The 19,167-nt window shown below is 55.0% G+C and carries 15 protein-coding genes; 8 read left to right on the top strand and 7 right to left on the bottom strand.

The window, feature by feature from the left end:
• Positions 1-151: 151 nt before the first annotated feature.
• Positions 152-787 carry a J domain-containing protein gene (locus Yoon_RS02925; protein WP_113775732.1) on the bottom strand — a complete coding sequence of 212 codons (636 nt, stop codon included), beginning with the start codon at positions 785-787 and terminating at the stop codon, positions 152-154.
• Positions 788-865: 78 nt separating this feature from the next.
• On the opposite strand from Yoon_RS02925, the gene Yoon_RS02920 reads away from it, so the two are divergent.
• Positions 866-1,117 (top strand): BolA family transcriptional regulator, encoded by a 252-nt coding sequence (locus Yoon_RS02920; protein WP_238109954.1) that lies wholly within the window; start codon positions 866-868, stop codon positions 1,115-1,117.
• On the opposite strand, the gene Yoon_RS02915 is transcribed toward Yoon_RS02920, so the two are convergent.
• The 4 genes from Yoon_RS02915 to pepN all read right to left on the bottom strand — a co-directional run bounded on the left by Yoon_RS02915 (position 1,118) and on the right by pepN (position 6,630).
• Entirely contained in the window at positions 1,118-1,489 is a 372-nt protein-coding gene (locus Yoon_RS02915; RefSeq protein WP_238109952.1) for a DUF4177 domain-containing protein, read from the bottom strand. It abuts the gene before it with no gap.
• Positions 1,490-1,568: 79 nt separating this feature from the next.
• On the bottom strand, positions 1,569-3,083 hold the full coding sequence (gene gatB / locus Yoon_RS02910) for an Asp-tRNA(Asn)/Glu-tRNA(Gln) amidotransferase subunit GatB (protein WP_238109951.1): 1,515 nt from the start codon (positions 3,081-3,083) through the stop codon (positions 1,569-1,571).
• A 73-nt stretch (positions 3,084-3,156) separates the two neighbouring features.
• Complete coding sequence (locus tag Yoon_RS02905; RefSeq protein ID WP_238109950.1) at positions 3,157-4,026, bottom strand: 1-acyl-sn-glycerol-3-phosphate acyltransferase; 870 nt, start codon at positions 4,024-4,026, stop codon at positions 3,157-3,159.
• Positions 4,027-4,077: 51 nt separating this feature from the next.
• Complete coding sequence (gene pepN / locus Yoon_RS02900; RefSeq protein ID WP_238109949.1) at positions 4,078-6,630, bottom strand: aminopeptidase N; 2,553 nt, start codon at positions 6,628-6,630, stop codon at positions 4,078-4,080.
• 224 nt (positions 6,631-6,854) lie between these two features.
• On the opposite strand from pepN, the gene Yoon_RS02895 reads away from it, so the two are divergent.
• The 4 genes from Yoon_RS02895 to Yoon_RS02880 all read left to right on the top strand — a co-directional run bounded on the left by Yoon_RS02895 (position 6,855) and on the right by Yoon_RS02880 (position 11,949).
• Positions 6,855-8,981, top strand: a complete 2,127-nt coding sequence (locus Yoon_RS02895) for a malate synthase G (protein WP_238109948.1) — start codon at positions 6,855-6,857, stop codon at positions 8,979-8,981.
• Between the two features lie 40 nt (positions 8,982-9,021).
• Entirely contained in the window at positions 9,022-9,450 is a 429-nt protein-coding gene (locus Yoon_RS02890) for a heme-binding protein (RefSeq protein ID WP_238109947.1), read from the top strand.
• A gap of 178 nt (positions 9,451-9,628) precedes the next feature.
• Positions 9,629-10,393, top strand: a complete 765-nt coding sequence (locus Yoon_RS02885; RefSeq protein ID WP_238109945.1) for a gamma-glutamyl-gamma-aminobutyrate hydrolase family protein — start codon at positions 9,629-9,631, stop codon at positions 10,391-10,393.
• A 107-nt stretch (positions 10,394-10,500) separates the two neighbouring features.
• Positions 10,501-11,949, top strand: a complete 1,449-nt coding sequence (locus Yoon_RS02880) for a TrkH family potassium uptake protein (protein ID WP_238109944.1) — start codon at positions 10,501-10,503, stop codon at positions 11,947-11,949.
• A gap of 383 nt (positions 11,950-12,332) precedes the next feature.
• On the opposite strand, the gene Yoon_RS02875 is transcribed toward Yoon_RS02880, so the two are convergent.
• Together Yoon_RS02875 and Yoon_RS02870 are read right to left on the bottom strand one after the other, a co-directional pair.
• Positions 12,333-13,082: a hypothetical protein gene (locus tag Yoon_RS02875; RefSeq protein ID WP_238109941.1), complete on the bottom strand. Its 750-nt coding sequence runs from the start codon at positions 13,080-13,082 to the stop codon at positions 12,333-12,335.
• 435 nt (positions 13,083-13,517) lie between these two features.
• Positions 13,518-15,260: a trypsin-like peptidase domain-containing protein gene (locus Yoon_RS02870; RefSeq protein WP_238109940.1), complete on the bottom strand. Its 1,743-nt coding sequence runs from the start codon at positions 15,258-15,260 to the stop codon at positions 13,518-13,520.
• Positions 15,261-15,437: 177 nt separating this feature from the next.
• On the opposite strand from Yoon_RS02870, the gene Yoon_RS02865 reads away from it, so the two are divergent.
• From Yoon_RS02865 to glyS, 3 genes are read left to right on the top strand one after another with little or no spacing between them, the layout of a single operon-like run.
• Positions 15,438-16,358 (top strand): glycine--tRNA ligase subunit alpha, encoded by a 921-nt coding sequence (locus Yoon_RS02865; protein ID WP_238109938.1) that lies wholly within the window; start codon positions 15,438-15,440, stop codon positions 16,356-16,358.
• Positions 16,358-16,888, top strand: coding sequence for a DUF6446 family protein (locus Yoon_RS02860; protein WP_238109936.1), 531 nt, complete (start codon positions 16,358-16,360; stop codon positions 16,886-16,888). Before Yoon_RS02865 ends, Yoon_RS02860 begins: the two co-directional genes overlap by 1 nt.
• Positions 16,888-19,119 carry a glycine--tRNA ligase subunit beta gene (glyS, locus tag Yoon_RS02855; RefSeq protein WP_238109934.1) on the top strand — a complete coding sequence of 744 codons (2,232 nt, stop codon included), beginning with the start codon at positions 16,888-16,890 and terminating at the stop codon, positions 19,117-19,119. The genes Yoon_RS02860 and glyS overlap by 1 nt, the downstream gene beginning before the upstream one ends.
• Positions 19,120-19,167: the final 48 nt, after the last annotated feature.

Below are 19,167 nucleotides of genomic sequence, written 5' to 3'. Positions count from 1 at the left end.
GGCTACGCCAAGTTACGCGTAAGACCGATAGTACTGCAATTGGGCAGTTGAGCGCCTTGTCTCAGGCGAATCTCTACCACAAACGCAGGCACCTGCATTAAGTCGTTTTAGTTTTAGCGAGTAAAAAAGGGGCCATAGGCCCCTTTTGTTTTTAGTCCTTATCACGAAAGTGCTTGCTGACTTTGATTTGATCCCACGCCCAGACAACCTCGGAAAGCTGTTCTTCTTGGCTGCGGTCACCGCCATTCATGTCGGGGTGCAAGACCTTAATCAGCGCTTTGTAGGCTTTGCGAATTTGTGGTTTTGACCAGCTATCTTTGGCCTCTAAAACGTCGATCGCACGGCGCTCAGTTGGCGGCAACTTACGCCCTGTTGGGGCGCCACGACCCGGATTGCGCGTAGCGTTTTCACCGAGCACTTGATGTGGGTCTTCAATGCCTAAACGCGCCCAAGCACGTTCTTCGACGCTCCGTTTCATGGGCTTTGTAGGGCGTTCCCATACACGGTCATTGGTCATCTGTGCGGCAAGCTCTGCCTCTGTCGTGGTTTCAAAGAAATTCCACTTTAGATTGTATTCGCGCACGTGCTGTTGGCAAAACCAGTGATAGTCGTCCAAAATATCAGGCGATTTGGGTGCGCGAAACTTGGCCTCTTCTTCGCAGCCTTCGTGGCTACAAATGCGCTGCGACGTTTCTGACGCACCTGATAGGCCCCTGCGCCCGCGTGGGTTTTTCTTCTTTGAACTCGACACTGACATGTCAAAACCAAAGGGATCATTCTTTTTCATGGTGTGTCTCACCTTTCCGACTCGGACAACAGACTTTAAACCCCACAGCGTGAGATTGAAGAGGGTAGAAGAAAAATAATGGCAATTCAGGCAGAAATTTGCACAGCATTGGCTGTATTTTCACCAACGGTTCTGGAAGTGATTAACGAAAGTGCGCAGCATGCGGGCCACGCAGGAGATGACGGGTCGGGCGAAAGCCATTGGCGTATTATGATCGCATCAGCACAGTTTGATGACATGTCACGCATTGCGCGCCACCGTGCTATTCATGCGGCTTTGGGGCCGGATATTATCGGCCGCATTCATGCGCTCGCGATTGATATCAAGTAGCTACGCGTCTGCGTCACCTGCGTCATCTGATACGGGTTTCACGGGTGCGACTTCTTTCACTGGTTCGACCTTCGGCGCAGGCTTGGGCGGGGCAGGGGCTGCGACAACAGGCGTAGGGGCCGGTGTGACTGGGCGTTGAGCCTTTTTGGCGCGCCGAAACACCAGCATGTTTTGATACACGGTGGTTTTGCCCATCAGACCTTCACGCTGCTCTGCGGGCAATGTGTCCGTGCGCATATAATCCCAGCCATCGTTGGACATTTTGTTCATCTTCGTCTCAAGCGCGATCGCAAACCGTTCTTCGGCTGTCCGGGCGCCCTTGGCTTTTATCCCGCGCGTTGGCGCCGGTACGACCATATATTCGTATGACATTCCGTCACCCCTTTTTTAGACCCAAAGTAATAGCGCTAACGGTTCAGATTTCCAAGTGCCCTACGCCGTGATCACGCGTCTATGATCCCAGCTTGGCTGCAACAATTTTATTGACGGCTGCTGGGTTGGCCTTGCCGCCTGTCGCTTTCATGACTTGCCCAACAAACCAGCCGGCCAATTTCGGGTTGGCCTTCGCCTTTTCGACTTGCGCGGGATTGGCTGCGATGATTTCATCAACGGCGGCTTCAATCGCGCCAGTGTCAGTGACCTGCTTCATCCCTTCGGTTTCGACGATCTCTTCTGGATCGCGGCCGGTGGTGTAACAAATCTCGAACACGTCTTTGGCGATTTTTCCTGAAATCACATCGGTTTTGATCAATGTGATGATCTGGCCCAACTGCGCGGCACTGACCGGGCTGTCGTCGACTGACTTATCATCATCTTTTTTCAAACGGCCAAACAATTCGTTGATCACCCAGTTAGCGGCCAGTTTTCCGTCGCGCCCTGCTGCCACCTGTTCGAAATAGGCGGCATTGTTGACCTCGGCGGTCAAAACAGACGCGTCGTAGTCAGACAGGCTGAAATCCGCGATAAACCGCGCCTTTTTCGCGTCAGGCAGTTCGGGAAGCGAGGCTGCGATATCGTCAACCCACCCCTGTTCAATTTCAAGTGGGAGCAAATCAGGATCGGGGAAGTAGCGGTAGTCATGCGCTTCTTCTTTGGACCGCATAGAGCGCGTTTCGTTTTTATCCGCATCATAAAGACGTGTTTCTTGTACGACCTCTTTGCCATCTTCAAGCAGCGCGATCTGGCGACGTGCCTCAACATCAATCGCGGCTTGGATAAACCGGGTCGAGTTCATGTTTTTGATTTCGCAGCGCGTGCCCAAGTGGCTAAAGTCTTGGGTTGCTTGATATTTTTCGTAGTCGCCCGGACGGCAGATGGACACGTTTACATCGGCACGCATGTTGCCGTTTTGCATGTTGCCATCGCAGGTGCCCAAATAGCGCAGGATTTGACGCAGTTTCAGCACATAGGCGGCGGCTTCTTCGGGGCCGCGAATGTCGGGGCGGCTGACGATTTCCATCAGCGCAACGCCAGTCCGGTTCAGGTCCACGAACGACATGTTTGGATCCATGTCGTGAATTGATTTGCCCGCGTCTTGTTCAAGGTGGATGCGTTCAATCCGCACGTTGCGCGCAGTGCCGTCGCCCATTTCGACCAGCACTTCGCCTTCGCCCACAATCGGGTGGTAGAGCTGCGAAATTTGGTAGCCTTGGGGCAGATCAGGGTAGAAATAGTTTTTGCGGTCAAAGGCAGATGTCAGGTTGATTTCTGCTTTCAGACCAAGCCCGGTGCGCACGGCCTGCGCGACACAGGCTTCGTTTATGACGGGCAACATCCCGGGCATGCCGGCATCAACGAAAGCCACATTGCTGTTAGGTTCTGCCCCAAACAGGGTCGATGCGCCGGAAAACAGTTTCGCTTTGGTCGCGACCTGTGCGTGTACTTCCAGCCCGATCACAAGTTCCCAGTCGTGCTTTGCGCCTGCGATTACTTTTGGGGTCGGCGTTTCATAAGTCAGGTCGAGCATCTGCGCATCCTTTGGCAAGTTTGAAAGCTGTCTAAAAGAACCGGGGCCGGGCTTCAAGACAACAAGGCTGCGATCAGTCCGCTTGCGGCCACTTTAACCAAGGACGGGATGTGGTGACCATATTTACGGCAGGCGCGTCTTTGCCGCCAAGCGCAAGCGTGGCTTTGCGCAAGAGCGCGATTCCCGCGTCGGGGTTTTTCGGGATCGCACTGGCCGAAATCGGCTCGCCAATTTCAATATGGAAGGGTTGTTTGGACTTGTTCAGCGTCTCGTGAAACAGGGTGATGTCGCGCAGGGTCGGGTGCAACGCGTCAAACAGATAAAACAGCGCCGAATTGCGCGCTTGGATGTTCACCGGGATCACCGGGATGTCGAATTTGCGTGCCAGCATTGCCGCCGATGCCATCCATGGCCGCTCGTAAAGCCGCAGCCCGCGCCGTTTGGCTAAGCGACCCGAAGGAAAAATCACTCCCATGCGCCCGGCATTGGTCGCCTTGCGCACGTAGGCCATTGTCTCGCGTGTCTTGGCATGGCAGCGTTTTTCGATCCGCCATTCAACCGGGGCGATCATTTCATCCATCTGCGGCAGCACCCGCAAGATGTCGCTATTGGCAAAGAAATACGTATCGCGCCTTACCCGCGCCAGCAAATGGTTCAAAATGATCCCATCAGCGATCCCGGTAGGGTGATTGGCAACAACCAATGCGGCCCCATGCGCTGGCAGGTGCCCTAAACCGCGTGCAGTGACCGATTGCGCCAGACGGGTGCCCATCTGATCCATGATCACGGGGGCCGGGGTCTGCGCAAAGGTTTGCGCGATTTCAAGCGTCGTGTCGTAAGACAGCATACGGTGTAACCCGGTACGCATGATCTTGGTGCCGGGGCGGTCTTTGTAAAGCCAAGGCGCGCGCTCGGCGATCAGTGGTTGAATGCGATGTTCCATCCTTGCAAATTACAAAGCGCGCGTAACGGCTGTGCGACAGAACAGCCGGGGTTAGCCTAAGATACGGGTCACCATTTCTGTGGTATCGCGCGACAGGTTTGGCGTGTCTGCAATACGTTGCAAGGCACCCCGCATTTTAACCTGTCGATCCGCATCATAGCGTTTCCACGTATCAAATGACGTAATCATTCGTGCCGTGGTTTGCGGGTTGATCGGGTCGAGCTTGATCAGCCAATCCGCCAGCAAGTCATAGCCAGCCCCTGTCGGCGCATGAAACCCTGCGGTGTTTGCCTTGAGCGCGCCAAAGACGGCCCGGAACCGGTTGGGGTTCTTCATCGTAAACGCCGGGTGCGTCGTCAGTTTGGCCGCCACGCTGGCCGCATCATCAGGGCTGGCGCAGCTGACTTGCAGTCCGAACCACTTATCCATGACAAGCCGATCGTGCTGCCATTGGGCTGCGAATGCAGGGAGCTCATCAGCGCCTTTGCCGATTTTGAGCAAAGCAGCAAGCGCTGCAATCTGCTGGGTCATATTGTCGGCCTGCGCATATTGCTGTGTCGCTTGCTTGCCGCCGTCGAGTTTTGACATCAGCGCCAAAACGCGGTTCCCCAGCGCGCGTTTGCCCGCGCTGATCGCGTCAGGAGTATAGGCGCCGGTCACTGTCATTGCAGCATAGATGCGTGGCAATGTGTCTTGCAAATGCTGGGCAATATGCACGGTCAGTGCCTCATGGGTGCGCGCGATCGCTGTCGGGTCTGGGGTGTGGCCTGCATCGACCAAGGCTTGGGCTGTGTCTTCTTGGCTGGGCAACGTCAGGACAAGTGCGCGGAAGGCCGGGTCAAGATCGTCATCGCGCAACACAGCGGCAAGCCCGTCAAGAAAAGCGCTATCAGGCGCTGTATCATCGTGCAGCATGGCAAGCAAAACATCCTGCGCCAAATTGCGCCCAGCGTCCCAGCGGTTAAATCGGTCGGTGTCATGCGCAAGAAGCAGCGCACGTTCCGCGGCGGTTTGCGGGTGGTCAAGGATCACAGGCGCCGAGAAATCGCGCAAGACCGACGGGATAGGTTTGTTTTCTAACCCTTCAAAGGTAAATGTTTGGCTTGCTTGCGTCAGCTCTAGCACTTGGGTTGCAACCAGTTCTTTTCCGGTATGATCCAGCAAGCCCATTGCCACAGGGATCAGCATTGGTGCTTTGTCCGGCTGCCCCGGCGTCAGTGGTGTGTCTTGGGACAGGGTCAGCGTATAGGTGCCATCGTTAAACGTGTCGCGCACGGTGACGCGCGGCGTGCCTGCTTGGCTATACCAAAGCGCAAATTGCGTCAGATCGCGGCCGGTCGCATCAGTGAAAACCTGTAGCCAATCTTCGATTGTGGCCGCATCGCCGTCGTGACGTTCAAAATAGAGATCAAGCGCTTTTTGATAGCTGTTATCCCCGACAAGCCGTTTCAGCATGCCAATGATTTCAGCACCTTTTTCGTAGACGGTGACGGTGTAGAAATTGTTGATCTCAACAAAGCTGGCAGGCCGGACAGGATGGGCGAGAGGGCCGCTGTCTTCGCGGAATTGATGCGCGCGCAGCACCAGCGCATCGTCGATGCGTTTCACCGCATGGCCGCGCATATCTCCGGTGAATTGCTGATCGCGGAAAACGGTCAGCCCCTCTTTGAGGCACAGTTGGAACCAATCGCGGCAGGTAATCCGGTTGCCAGTCCAGTTGTGAAAATACTCATGCGCGATGATCGCTTCGATCCGTTCGAAATTCGCATCCGTTGCGGTTTCTGGGCTGGCCAAAACAGCGGAAGAGTTGAAAATATTCAAGCCCTTGTTTTCCATCGCCCCCATATTGAAGTCATCAACCGCAACGATGTTGAAAATATCAAGGTCATAGGCGCGGCCATAGACCTCTTCATCCCATTTCATCGAGGCCTTGAGCGCACCCATCCCAAAGGCGCATTTCTTTTCATCGTCACCGGGCCGGACCCAAATATTCAGGGCGACATCGCGCCCGTCCACCGTGATGAATTGGTCAGCATGGTTCACCAGATCGCCACCAACAAGGGCAAAGAGGTAGGCGGGTTTGGGCCATGGGTCATGCCATTCGGCCCAACCGTCGCCTTTTGCGATGGGGTTGCCGTTGGACAGCAGGACGGGCAGGTCGCCTTCGACGCGCACGGTAAATACCGCCATGACATCAGGGCGGTCGGGGTAGTAGGTGATTTTGCGGAACCCTTCGGCCTCGCATTGGGTGCAATACATGCCGTTTGACATGTAAAGCCCGTCGAGCGCGGTGTTGGCTTCGGGGTTGATTTCAACTTCGGCTTCAAACACGAAAGGTGCATCAGGCACGAGGCAGGTCAGCCCGCTGGCGGTCACATCGGGGGTGATCGCTTGCCCGTCAATCGTGGCCGTGATCAAACGCAGTTTTTCGCCGTGCAAAAAGAAGTCGCGCGATTGCGCATCTGGATTGGGCCGAAAAGCGATGCGCGAAATCACCCGTGTTGTTGTCGGTGCGAGTTTGAACGTCAAATGCACGCTATCCACCAGAAATGCAGGGGCGGTGTAGTCTTTCAGGTAGATCGTTTGGGGGGCGTGGTTTGACATGGGGGGTCCTTATGCTTTGCGCCGACGTTATGCCTGCATCTGACCCGCTGCAACCTAGGTTCGGCGGTGATTATCTTGCATTTCGAATAGGTGTATTTGGCGGTCCCCTGCTAATTGGTAAAAATATATTACCGCGTTTGTTGCTTACTTGATCCAACTGTTCTAACCATATCAGATGATACACTGTTGCTGCCTGCGCGCGGCAACCGACAGGGAGAGACGCCATGACCGATCGGATCGAAAAGCACGGGTTGCAAGTCGCAACTGAACTTGCCCAATTCATTGATGAAAAGGCGCTTGTCGGGACGGGCGTCAGCGCTGATGCGTTCTGGGCCGGTTTCGCTGATCTGGTCGCAGAAATGGGGCCGCGCGGGCGCGACCTGTTGCAAAAACGCGAAGATATGCAAGCCGCATTGGATGATTGGCACGTGACCAACCGTGGCGCGGGGCATGATGCTACTGCCTATCAGGCATTTCTAGAAACCTCTGGATATCTGGTGCCCGAAGGGCCTGATTTTGCGATTGAAACGGTCAACGTCGATCCTGAAATCGCGACGCTTCCGGGGCCGCAATTGGTGGTGCCGATTACCAACGCACGCTTTGCGCTGAATGCGGCCAATGCCCGCTGGGGCAGTCTTTATGACGCGCTTTACGGCACCGATGCGCTGGGCGATTTGCCAAGTGGTAAGGGATATGACGCGGCACGTGGCGCGCGCGTGATTGCTTGGGGCCGCGCGCATCTGGATAAGGTTGCGCCGCTAGCTGGTGGGTCTTGGGTGGATATTGCGGCCCTATCCGTTGTGGATGGGGTTTTGTCACCTGCGCTCGATGATCTGCAGCAATTTGCCGGTCATAATGCAGACGCTGAGATATTTTTGCGCGCGAATGGCCTGCTGATTAAAATTGTTGTCGACCCAACCAGTCCGATTGGCAGCGCGGATGCGGCCGGTATTTCCGATATTGTGCTCGAATCCGCCCTGTCCACCATCATGGATTGCGAAGATTCCGTCGCTGCCGTGGATGCCGAAGATAAGGTCGTCGCCTACACCAACTGGCTTGGCCTGATGCGTGGTGATCTTGAAGAAGAGGTCACAAAGGGCGGTAAGACATTTACCCGCAAGCTTAACCCTGATGTGACTTATGCGGCACCCGATGGCAGCGCCCAGACACATAAGGGCCGGTCATTGATGTTGGTACGCAATGTCGGGCACCTGATGACGAACCCTGCGATCTTGGATGCTGCGGGGCGCGAGGTTGGTGAAGGCCTAATGGATGCCATGTGCACAACGTTGATTGCGATGCATGATTTGCAACGTGATGGCGGGAATTCGCTGCATGGCTCTGTCTATGTCGTGAAACCCAAGATGCACGGCCCCGAAGAAGTGGCGTTTGCCTGCGAAATTTTTGACCGGGTTGAGGCCGTGCTTGGGTTGCCGGCCAATACTGTCAAGCTCGGGATCATGGACGAAGAGCGCCGCACATCTGTAAACCTCAAGGAATGTATCCGCGCGGCCAAATCGCGCGTGGCCTTCATCAACACCGGGTTCCTTGACCGCACAGGCGATGAAATTCACACCAGCATGGAGGCCGGTCCAATGGTCCCAAAAGGCGAGATGAAGGATAGCGCTTGGATCAAATCATATGAAGATCGCAACGTTGATATTGGTTTGGCCTGCGGTTTGCAGGGCAAGGCGCAGATTGGCAAAGGCATGTGGGCGATGCCCGATTTGATGGCGGATATGCTTGTCGCGAAAGTGGGCCATCCGCAATCGGGCGCAAATTGCGCCTGGGTGCCGTCACCGACAGCGGCCACGCTGCACGCGATCCACTACCACGCCATCGATGTGATCGCCCGTCAGGACGAGATCAAAGCGGGCGGTGCGCGCGGGACTTTGGCAGATCTTTTGACTGTGCCAGTGGCCGCGAACGCCAATTGGTCCGCCGATGTGATCACCCGTGAGGTTGAGAATAACGCGCAGGGTATTTTGGGCTATGTGGTCCGTTGGATTGACCAAGGCGTTGGTTGCTCCAAAGTGCCTGACATCCATGATGTCGGATTGATGGAAGACCGGGCGACCTGCCGGATTTCGAGCCAAGCTTTGGCCAATTGGTTGCACCATGATGTGGTGTCCGAGGGGCAAGTCATGGACGCGATGCGCAAAATGGCGGCCGTGGTGGATGAGCAAAACGCAGTTGATGCGGCCTACCGTCCGATGGCCCCCAATTTCGACGGGATCGCGTTTCAAGCGGCCTGCGATCTGGTGTTTAAGGGCCGTATTCAGCCTTCTGGTTACACGGAACCTGTGTTGCATCAGCGTCGGTTGGAATTGAAAGCACAACGCAATCACTAACGCAGGTGGATCAAGATCCACCCTACGAGGAGTAAGAAACATGGCAGAGATTTCAGCAAGTAAAGCCCGTTCCATCATTCGCAAAGCGATGGCAAAGGGCGAAGAATTGGGGCTTAAGCCCCTGTCGATCGTCGTGCTTGATGCAGGCGGCCACGTGAAGGCATTTGAACGCGCCGATGGGGCGGCTCCAGGGCGTTTTGGTATCGCGCAGGGCAAAGCTTACGGTGCCGTCATGCTGGGGCTTGCGGGCACCGCCCAAATGGCGCGCGCGGAACAGCAGGGGTATTTCATGGCAGCCGTGAATGGCGTCTATGGTGGTCAGGTTGTGCCTGTGCCCGGCGGAATTCTGGTGCGTGATAAACGTGGTGCCGTTATTGGCGCAATTGGCGTGACGGGCGATACATCTGACAACGATGTGGTTGCGGGTATGGCCGGTCTTGAAGGAGCCGGGTTGATCGGCGAAGCCTAACCTCCCTTTACCGCTAAATCAAAGCCGCGCTTTTTGAAAAAGGCGCGGCTTTGTGCGTTTGTATGGCGGACCGCCAATTCGGCGGGCTGTGCATTTGGGACGGCGCGATTGTGCGCCGGCTAATCTTTTCTTGGCTGCGCCAGCGCGCTATCTAAGGTGCATAGGAGAGGTCTACCTTATGAAACCAGTCATTGGCATTATCGGCAACGCACATCTTTTGAACGATGAATATCCGGCATTTGCCGCCGGTGAAATGAACGTGCGCGCCGTCGCTGACGTGGCAGAGGGGTTACCCTTGATCGTACCCACGGGCGCAGGGATGGTTTGTCTTGATGCGTTGATGGCGCGCTGTGACGGGTTTTTGTTCACGGGTGGCCGCCCAAATGTGCACCCCGAAGAATACGGTGAGAACGAGACCCCAGCGCATGGTGAGTTTGATCGCGAACGCGATGGGATCGCGTTGCCGCTGATCCGGGCCTGTGTGGCGCGTGGGCAGCCGATCTTGGGCATCTGTCGTGGATTCCAAGAAGTAAACGTCGCGATGGGGGGCACGCTGTATCCCGAAATTCGCGATCTACCCGGGCGCGATAACCATCGCATGCCCCCCGATGGCACGTTGGATGAAAAATTTGCGCTGCGTCACAAGGTGGCATTCACGCCGGATGGCCCTTTTCAGGCGCTGATGGGGGCGCAAGACGTCATGACAAATACGCTGCACGGGCAGGGGATCAAACAGGCTGGTCCGCGTGTGGTGATCGATGGGCATGCGCCCGACGGCACGCCCGAAGCAATCTATATCGCGGATGCGCCGGGCTTTACGCTGTCTGTGCAATGGCACCCGGAATGGAACGCGGGCGATGATCCGGTGTCGCGTCCCTTGTTTGAAGCCTTTGGCGCCGCTTGTCGCGCATGGGCTGCACGTCCGGTTGCCATGGCCGTTTGACCAAAGCTGTTGCGACAACCCACCTTATGCGGCTTAAGCTGGGGGGATGTACCGCGAAACCCGTGTGAATTCTTGACACTGGTGGCCAGTCGGTTCAACGCTGCGATATGATTGATTTTCGCCCTGTTGGATATGTTATTGGTCTGCTCGTTGCGGCGCTTGGTGTGACGATGCTGGCCGCGTTGGGTGCGGATGCAATCGCGCAAAACGGGCATTGGCCGGTGTTCTTTGAAAGTGCGGTCATTACGACTTTGACCGGTGCTTTAGTGGCCATGGCTTGCGCAAACGGGCTTGCTGAGGGCTTAACGTTGCGACAGACGTTTTTGCTGACCACGCTTGTCTGGTTGACCTTGCCGATATTCGGGGCCTTGCCCTTTATGATCGGGGTGCCGCATGCCAGCTTTACCGATGCGTTCTTTGAGGCCATGTCCGGGTTAACGACGACAGGGGCGACCACATTCGACGGACTGGAAATGCTGCCCGATGGAATCAAGCTTTGGCGGGCGATCTTGCAATGGTTGGGCGGCGTTGGGATCATTGTCGTGGCGATGGTTTTCTTGCCCGAATTGCGGGTCGGCGGAATGCAGATTTTCCGATCTGAAGCATTTGATACTTTTGGTAAAATCCTGCCGCGCGCCGGGGAAATCGCCAGCAATATTGCGGTGATCTACATCGGTTTAACGGTGACTTGCGCGCTTGCCTATGGGGCGGCGGGTATGGATCCGTTTGATGCGATGGCGCATGCGATGACAACAGTTTCGACAGGTGGAATGGCCAATTACGACAGCTCGTTTGGCAATTTCGGGGCGGCGACACATTACATTGCAGTCGTATTTATGATCCTTGCGGCGCTGCCATTTGTACGCTTTGTTCAGCTTATGGCAGGGACCGCACAGCCATTGTTGCGTGACAGCCAAATCCGGGTGTTTCTAGCGATCCTCAGCATCTGCGTTTTGCTGATCACATCGTGGGTCTGGGGGCGCGAAGGCGAATTCACCGAAGTTGCATTCCGCGAAGCGCTCTTCAATGTCGTGTCGATTATGTCAGGTACGGGCTATTCCAACGCGGATTACATGACATGGGGTCCGTTCCCTGTCGTGCTGTTCTTTTTCATTGGCCTGATCGGCGGCTGTGCGGGATCAACTGCATGTTCGGTCAAAGTCTTTCGCTACCAAATCCTGTTTGCCTCGATCAAAGCACAGGTTCGCCAAATCCACTCACCACATGGCATTTTTACGCCACGGTTTGAGGGGCGGACCATCAGTGAAGACGTCATGAGTTCGGTGATGGCCTTTTTTGTGGCCTTTGTTTTACTACTCGGCGTGACGTCAGTGTTGCTCGCGATGACGGGACTCGATTTCATCACGTCGATTTCTGGGGCCGCGAGCGCAATCGCGAACATTGGTCCCGGTTTAGGGCCCGAGATTGGCCCGGCCGGGAATTTTGTGCACATCAATGATAGCGCAAAATGGGTGCTGTCCGCAGCGATGTTTATCGGACGGCTTGAGATCATGGTGGTACTGACCATTCTTTCCATCAAGTTTTGGAAAAACTGATGCCGATCGTCTAACGACTTTGCCCTTCACGTCACAACATTGACCCCGATGAGCAAAGCTGACTTTGGGATCGGCTACAGCGAATGGCGGGATTGAGCCCGAAGTGTCAGATGCAGCAAAGTGCAGGCATGACTGCTATTCACATTTCGCTAGCGCAATGATGATACCGCTCGTGTTTTACGCACCGACGTCACCCTCTGGCGTTGTGCTGCCATAGCAGCCCGAAGTCACGCCTGATCGCCTTCAACGGACAGGCGCAGAGGCCCTAATTCCTCTTGTGATTGTTGGAAAAAATTCAAGCCTTATAAGGGTATTGCGTTCCGCTCAGCAGCACGACCCAACGAGGGGAGGGCCGAAAAATAATTTATCGTCTCTGCCGCATTCTATATTCGATGGTGCGTCACGCCGGGTAGAACGTATCGCTCTTTTATGTCGGCATAAGAAGTAGGTTTAGCGTCGGCAGATGCAAGGTCACTACCATTCTCACCCTTTAGGTAGTTCCACGTATCTTGCATCTGTTGCCTAGCAGCGTTTATTTGTTCTTGATCAAGGTCAATGTCTTCTAATTGGGTACCATAAATCCCCGAAAAGTCGACCCACGTTATTTCATCTATATCCACAATGGAACGAACATAACCAAAAGCTGTGGCTTGTTGGATTTTTGTCTTCAAAGATTCTGCTGAAATAGAGTAAGCCCAAGCCATAAAGTCCACTCGATAAATTGCAAATTCGGTGGCATAAACGTAATATCGATCAATCTGAGATTCACGCCCCTCGGCCGCACCCAAAAAGGTTTGCAGGGCTTTGCTTAGCGCGTTAAAAATGCCTGCAATTACATCGTCTACGTGGCCATCGAGAAAGGAACTAATAGTCTCATCGATTACATCCGGAATACTCCCAGCGTTGTCTGATGAATAAGCGAGCGCCTGGCCTTCGCTGGCTATTATACTGGAAATAGGGATAGACTGGTCTGGACCGGTTCCAGCATCCAGTAAGAGTAATTTTATGTCACTAGCAAAGAGATCCTTTTTGGTCTCCGCCAATCCATTGAGAGCGTCTAACGCCTCTCTCTCTGCTTGGGCCAGGTCTGATGATCCGTCGATGGTATCTATTACGCTTGAAAATACAGCCATTTTTCGTTCCTGATTGCGGGTGATTAACTAAAAGTTGCACAAACACTAACAAAACAACCCACGGTTATTAAGTCGGTGTTTCAAAAGCAAGTGAATAATTTTGGTTGCTGTCGCAAACTTTTGATCCGTCGGCATAAAGGTCCCAAATCCAGCACAGGAATTAGCGACGCTTGCAGTTCAACGGACGCTCACGTAAAGGTCGGGCTTCGCATCAGTCTTCCAATCGACCATCGGGTCATTCCAAATTTCAGTTCTGTGGTTCTTCAATAAGCACTGTCAGAGTTGTCTGTTATAAATGCGGCGAACCGGATTTTGCCCGTAAGCAGACCTAAGCACAGCCGCAGCGAAAGGGCGCTTTGTCCGCAGAACAGGCATAGGAAACGGTCGCACTTATTGCTCGGCCTGGGTCACAAATGGTGTGCGTTTCTTCACCGACTACCAGCAGCTGACCAATACAGTGATATCGGCTGCGTTGCGTGTCATCTGCACTGGGCTAATCTCTGTCACTGAGTCACTGATCGTCGTCGGGATTGCGTGTGTTTCCATCAGTGCAACGATTTGTGTCGCATCAAGTGAAAAGTTGACCTCGGCGGGTAGAACTTGTGAATTGCCATCGATCCGTGGCAGCAGCATACCAATAACAGCGCCGTGGTTATCGAACACGGGACCGCCTGCATCACTTGGTTGCGGCAAAATTGACAGGCGCCCTATCCGATCATCGCCCGTCAGGCTGCGGATATCGATAACTTGTCCAAAGGTCAGGGTCGGTGCGCTCAGAACGCCATCATAGGGGTAACCCCCGACGACAACCTGATCCTGAAGGCGTGGCGTAGCAGTTTGGAAAGCGGCGGTGCCATGTGGGGTGATTTCGGTGGTTGGGCGTAAGAACGCCACACCTAATTCCACATCGCTTGCGATCACTTCGGCATCCGTTTCGCGGTCAATCGTGATGCGGTCACATTGCGCGATGACTTCAGGTGTCGTGGCGACAACACCGTCTTGGGAAACATAGAAGCCAGAGCGCGACAATGTCGGCTGACGCACCGTGAGACCGGAGACCAAATCAATGGATTGATCTTCACCGGGGGGGACGATCGCCGGATCAAGTGTGCCATCAAGACGTTCAAAGCTGGCTTTCATGATGTCGAGCACACGGGTGCGGCGTGCGTCATCGCCCGCTGGCCAAACGAGCGTAAACCCTTTGATATCGTTACCTTCTAGGCTGACCGAAGTATAGGAATGCAGATCATCGCTGATGCCTTCGATCTCAAACCCGGTGCTTGTCAGGTTGCGCGGTCCGTCTGTTGGCACGATATCCAGCACCTGCATGATTTCATACAGACCGACAAGGCGCCCCGCATCACCCGATTGCGAAATGAACAAGACTTGCGCCTGAGGTTCCGCAACACTGGGGTCAAAACGCACGAAAGGCGGCTTATATTCGGTGAAGGCGACAAGCCCTGTCGGGATTTGCATCTGGATGCCAGAGGCGTCGTCGCGCACAAGCCGTAAATCGGTGCCCTCGAGCACACTATTGTACTGTTCAAACAGTTTGGCGCGCTGGCGGGTTGTCAGAACCCCGGTAGGCTCTTCATTGTTTGCGACCTGCCAAGCTTCCATCGCAGCGCGGGTACCACGGCCAAATGATCCGTCAATGGCGGCATTGTAATGCCCGGCCCAGCGTAGTGCGACTTGCAGTTCCTCTTTCGCGGGGCGCTCCAGCGCGGCTTCGCTTGCGCGGGCCTCGGCAACGGTTTCATCACTTGGCGCGGCTAGCGGCGCTGGCGCGGCAACTTGCGTGACAGGGTCTACCGTTGCTTCCGACGTATCGGGTAGCCGCGCTGGTTCTGGCGCACGGCCCCCAATGGGCCAGTATTGCTGCTGAAAACGGCGTCCGTCTTTGACAAAGCTATCGCTTGGAATTACGCGCAGGCTCAGCAGTGTTTCCAACGCAGTTTCCGCGTTTGATTCTGTGTAGGGGCCGATAAAGATACCGTAGAACCCGTCACCCAAGTAAAAGCCGTGCACATCGTCGAGCGTGCTTGCGTATTCACGCGCGCGGGTTTGTGCGCTGGTCAATGCGGTTTGGGCTTCTACTTGAACCCAAAAATGTTCTTGTGCCGCCGCTGAAACCGTCGAAACGCTCAATAGGACAAACGCTGCAATTACTTTGATCATTTCCACTCCGAAGGCACTTTAAGACACAATACTGCATCACTGGCGCGGGATTATGTCGGGCGCAAGACTTGGCGCCATAATTTTTACACATTCCGAACATTTTTTGACAAGCCGTTGCCCAATTGACCCTTTGGGCGCAGCAGCCTATTGAACGCATAATTGTAGATGAGGGTCATCATGGCAGACAAACCACGCAGTTTTCAGGAAATTATCCTGCGGCTTCAAACTTATTGGGCCAGCAAAGGCTGTGCCATTTTGCAACCCTATGACATGGAAGTCGGCGCAGGCACGTTCCACCCGGCGACAACCCTGCGCGCGCTCGGGTCCAAAGCATGGGCCGCCGCCTATGTGCAGCCGTCACGCCGCCCGACCGATGGGCGCTATGGTGAAAACCCGAACCGTTTGCAGCATTACTACCAATATCAGGTCCTGATCAAACCCAGCCCGCCGGATTTGCAAGAACTCTACCTTGGGTCGCTCAAGGCCATCGGGATCGACGCATCCCTGCATGACATCCGCTTTGTCGAAGACGACTGGGAAAGCCCGACACTTGGCGCATGGGGGCTGGGTTGGGAAGTCTGGTGCGATGGGATGGAAGTCTCGCAGTTTACATATTTTCAACAAGTTGGCGGCTATGACTGCAAACCTGTATCCGGTGAATTGACCTACGGGCTGGAACGGCTCGCGATGTATATCTTGGGCGTGGACCACGTGATGGATATGCCATTCAACGACCCGCAATCACCAAGCCCGCTGACGTACCGCGATGTGTTCAAACAAACCGAGGAAGAATACGCGCGCTGGAACTTTGACGTGGCGGACACCGATATTCTGCTGCAACATTTCAAAGATGCCGAGGCCGAATGCCAGCGCATTCTTGAACAGCCAGCCGAAGACCCCAAAACCGGCAAACGCATCATCATGGCACACCCGGCCTATGATCAATGCATTAAAGCCAGTCATTTGTTTAACCTGCTCGACGCGCGCGGCGTGATCTCGGTCACCGAACGCCAAGCCTATATCGGTCGCGTACGGACGTTGGCCAAAGCATGCGCCGATGCATTCGTTCAAACCGAAGCCGGCGGGGCGGCAGCCTAATGTCCGGGGTTCGTATCGCAATTGTGGGGATCATCATGTCAGCATTGGTCGCGGGCGTCGCGCTTTATTACCTTCAGGTCTATGCGTATTACGTCGAAGTGGACGCCGCAGATGCGCAGGTCGAGCTGACATCTGTTGTCACAGGCGAGGCCGAGCCGATCATTTACGACAGCTTTGATGCCATCGATTCTGACAGTAGTCCAATCCGCTACCGCGCTTGTTTCACCACCGTGCTAAGCCAAGCTATGTTGACCGAAACCTATGTCATCGCGGATGAGGCGGAGCCGCGCGTCGCGCCCGGTTGGTTTGACTGTTTCGACGCTGACCAAATCGGCGCGGACCTTGAAACCGGGGACGCGATTGCGTTTTTGGGCACCGAAAACATCCACTACGGGATTGACCGCATCGTTGCCGTCTACCCCGATGGCCGCGCCTATGCGTGGCATGAAATTAACGCCTGCGGCGAGGTTGTCTTTGACGGCAATCCTGTCCCCGAAGGCTGCCCTCCAAAACCCGAAAGCCAGAACTAATGCCTGATCTGCTGATTGAACTCTTCTCCGAGGAAATCCCCGCCCGTATGCAAACGCGTGCGGCCGATGATCTGAAAAAACTGGTGACGGATGGTCTGGTCGAGGCTGGATTGACATATGCGGGCGCTGCGGCCTTTTCGACGCCGCGCCGTTTGGCATTGTCGCTTGATGGGCTGTCAGCGGAAAGCAAGGCCACCCGTGAAGAACGCAAAGGCCCCAAGGTCGGCGCGCCTGACAAAGCGATCGACGGATTTTTGCGCGGGGCAGGGGTGACACGCGAAGACCTAGAAATCCGCGACGATAAGAAGGGCCAAGTATACTTTGCCGTGATCGAAAAACCGGGCCGCTTGGCCGCCGATATCATCGCCGAAGTGCTTGAAAAAACGATCCGCAATTTCCCATGGCCGAAATCGATGCGCTGGGGTGACGGCCCGTTGAAATGGGTGCGCCCCTTACATTCAATCATCTGCATTCTGTCGGACGAGGCAGGCGCGCAGGTCGTGCCGCTTGATATCGATGGCATCACATCGGGTGACAGTACGCGCGGGCACCGTTTCCTCGCGCCGGATGCATTTAGCGTCACGGGCTTTGATGATTACGAGGCAAAGTTAAAGCGCGCCCATGTGATCTTGCGCGCCGATGAACGTGCGGAACTCATCTGGCATGACGCCACGAACCAAGCCTTTGCGCTGGGGCTTGAAGTGGTCGAGGATCGCGGATTGTTGGCAGAGGTCGCCGGGCTGGTCGAATGGCCGGTTGTGCTGTTGGGACAGATCGCCGACACCTTCCTTGGGCTGCCGCCCGAGGTGCTGCAAACGTCGATGAAAGAGCACCAGAAGTTCTTTTCCGTGCGCAACCCGAAAACAAGCCGGATTGAACGGTTTGTGACCGTCGCAAACATGGAAACCGCCGATCATGGTGCGACTATTTTGGCGGGCAACCAAAAGGTGCTGTTCGCCCGTTTGGCGGATGCAAAATTCTTTTGGGAAAACGATTTGCGTGTGGCAAAGGCGGGGATGGACCCATGGCTGGAAAGCCTGTCGAACGTGACCTTCCACAATAAGCTAGGCAGCCAAAAAGACAGGATTGAGCGCATCGCGGCACTTGCGCGCGAAATCGCACCTGCGGTTGGCGCAGACCCGGAATTGGCCGAACAAGCAGCACGTGTGGCCAAGGCCGATCTATCGTCAGAAATGGTCTATGAATTTCCTGAATTGCAAGGGTTGATGGGGCGTTACTATGCGACCGAGGCAGGACTGGACGCATCTGTCGCCGCCGCCTGCCAAGAACACTATTCCCCGCTAGGCCCATCCGACGATGTGCCAACCGCGCCTGTATCCGTAGCCGTGGCATTGGCCGATAAAATCGACACGCTGACCGGGTTTTGGGCGATTGACGAGAAACCGACCGGGTCAAAAGACCCGTTTGCGCTGCGTAGGGCTGCGCTCGGGGTTATTCGGTTGGTGCTGGAGAATTCAGTTTCGTCTAAATTACTACCTGTGTTTCAGTTAACTGTGCTGAAGCATATGGCCCGTGTGCGTGGCTCAGAGTATGCTATGATGGCCGATAAGGCGGCACTTGCTTTGATAGAGGCTGGGAAACAGAACGAAGCTGCTCGAGTTTTTGAGGCACTGCGCGCCGAGGCTGCCGACACCAGTGACGAAGAAGCGAACAAGAAGCTATTAGCGGCGATGAACGCGATGGCAGCAGACCTCCTCTCCTTCTTCCACGACCGCCTCAAAGTCTTTCTCAAGGACAAAGGTATTCGTCACGATATCATCGACGCTTGCATTGCGATGCCGGGGAATGATGATCTGACGTTATTGGTTAAACGGGCAGAGGCTTTGGCGGAAACATTGGCCACGGATGATGGTGAAAACCTTATTCAAGGGTTCAAGCGCGCCAATAACATTCTGACGCAGGCCGAAGAAAAAGACGGTGTTGAATATTCCTATGGCGCGGACATTAAATTCGCCGAAGATGACGCCGAAAAGGCGCTGTTTGCCGCCCTTGATGCCGCAGATGCAAAGATCGCGCCTGCAATGGCTGCTGAAGATTTCAGCACAGCCATGACCGCGATGGCGGCAATTCGCCCCGCAGTTGACGCATTTTTTACTGATGTGCAGGTAAACGCCGATAGCCAAGTGTTGCGTCGTAATCGCCTTAACCTCTTGTCACGTATCAGAAATCTATGCTTGTCTGTCGCTGATTTGACCAAGATAGAAGGATAGTCACAAGACTGTTAAGTTTCCTTTGCCTATTCGGTAGGCAACCCTCTA

Source organism: Yoonia sp. I 8.24 (genome assembly GCF_022096995.1).
Lineage (GTDB): Bacteria > Pseudomonadota > Alphaproteobacteria > Rhodobacterales > Rhodobacteraceae > Yoonia.
The sequence above is the reverse complement of the archived record's forward strand: the minus strand, read 5'-3'. Positions and strand labels throughout refer to the sequence as shown.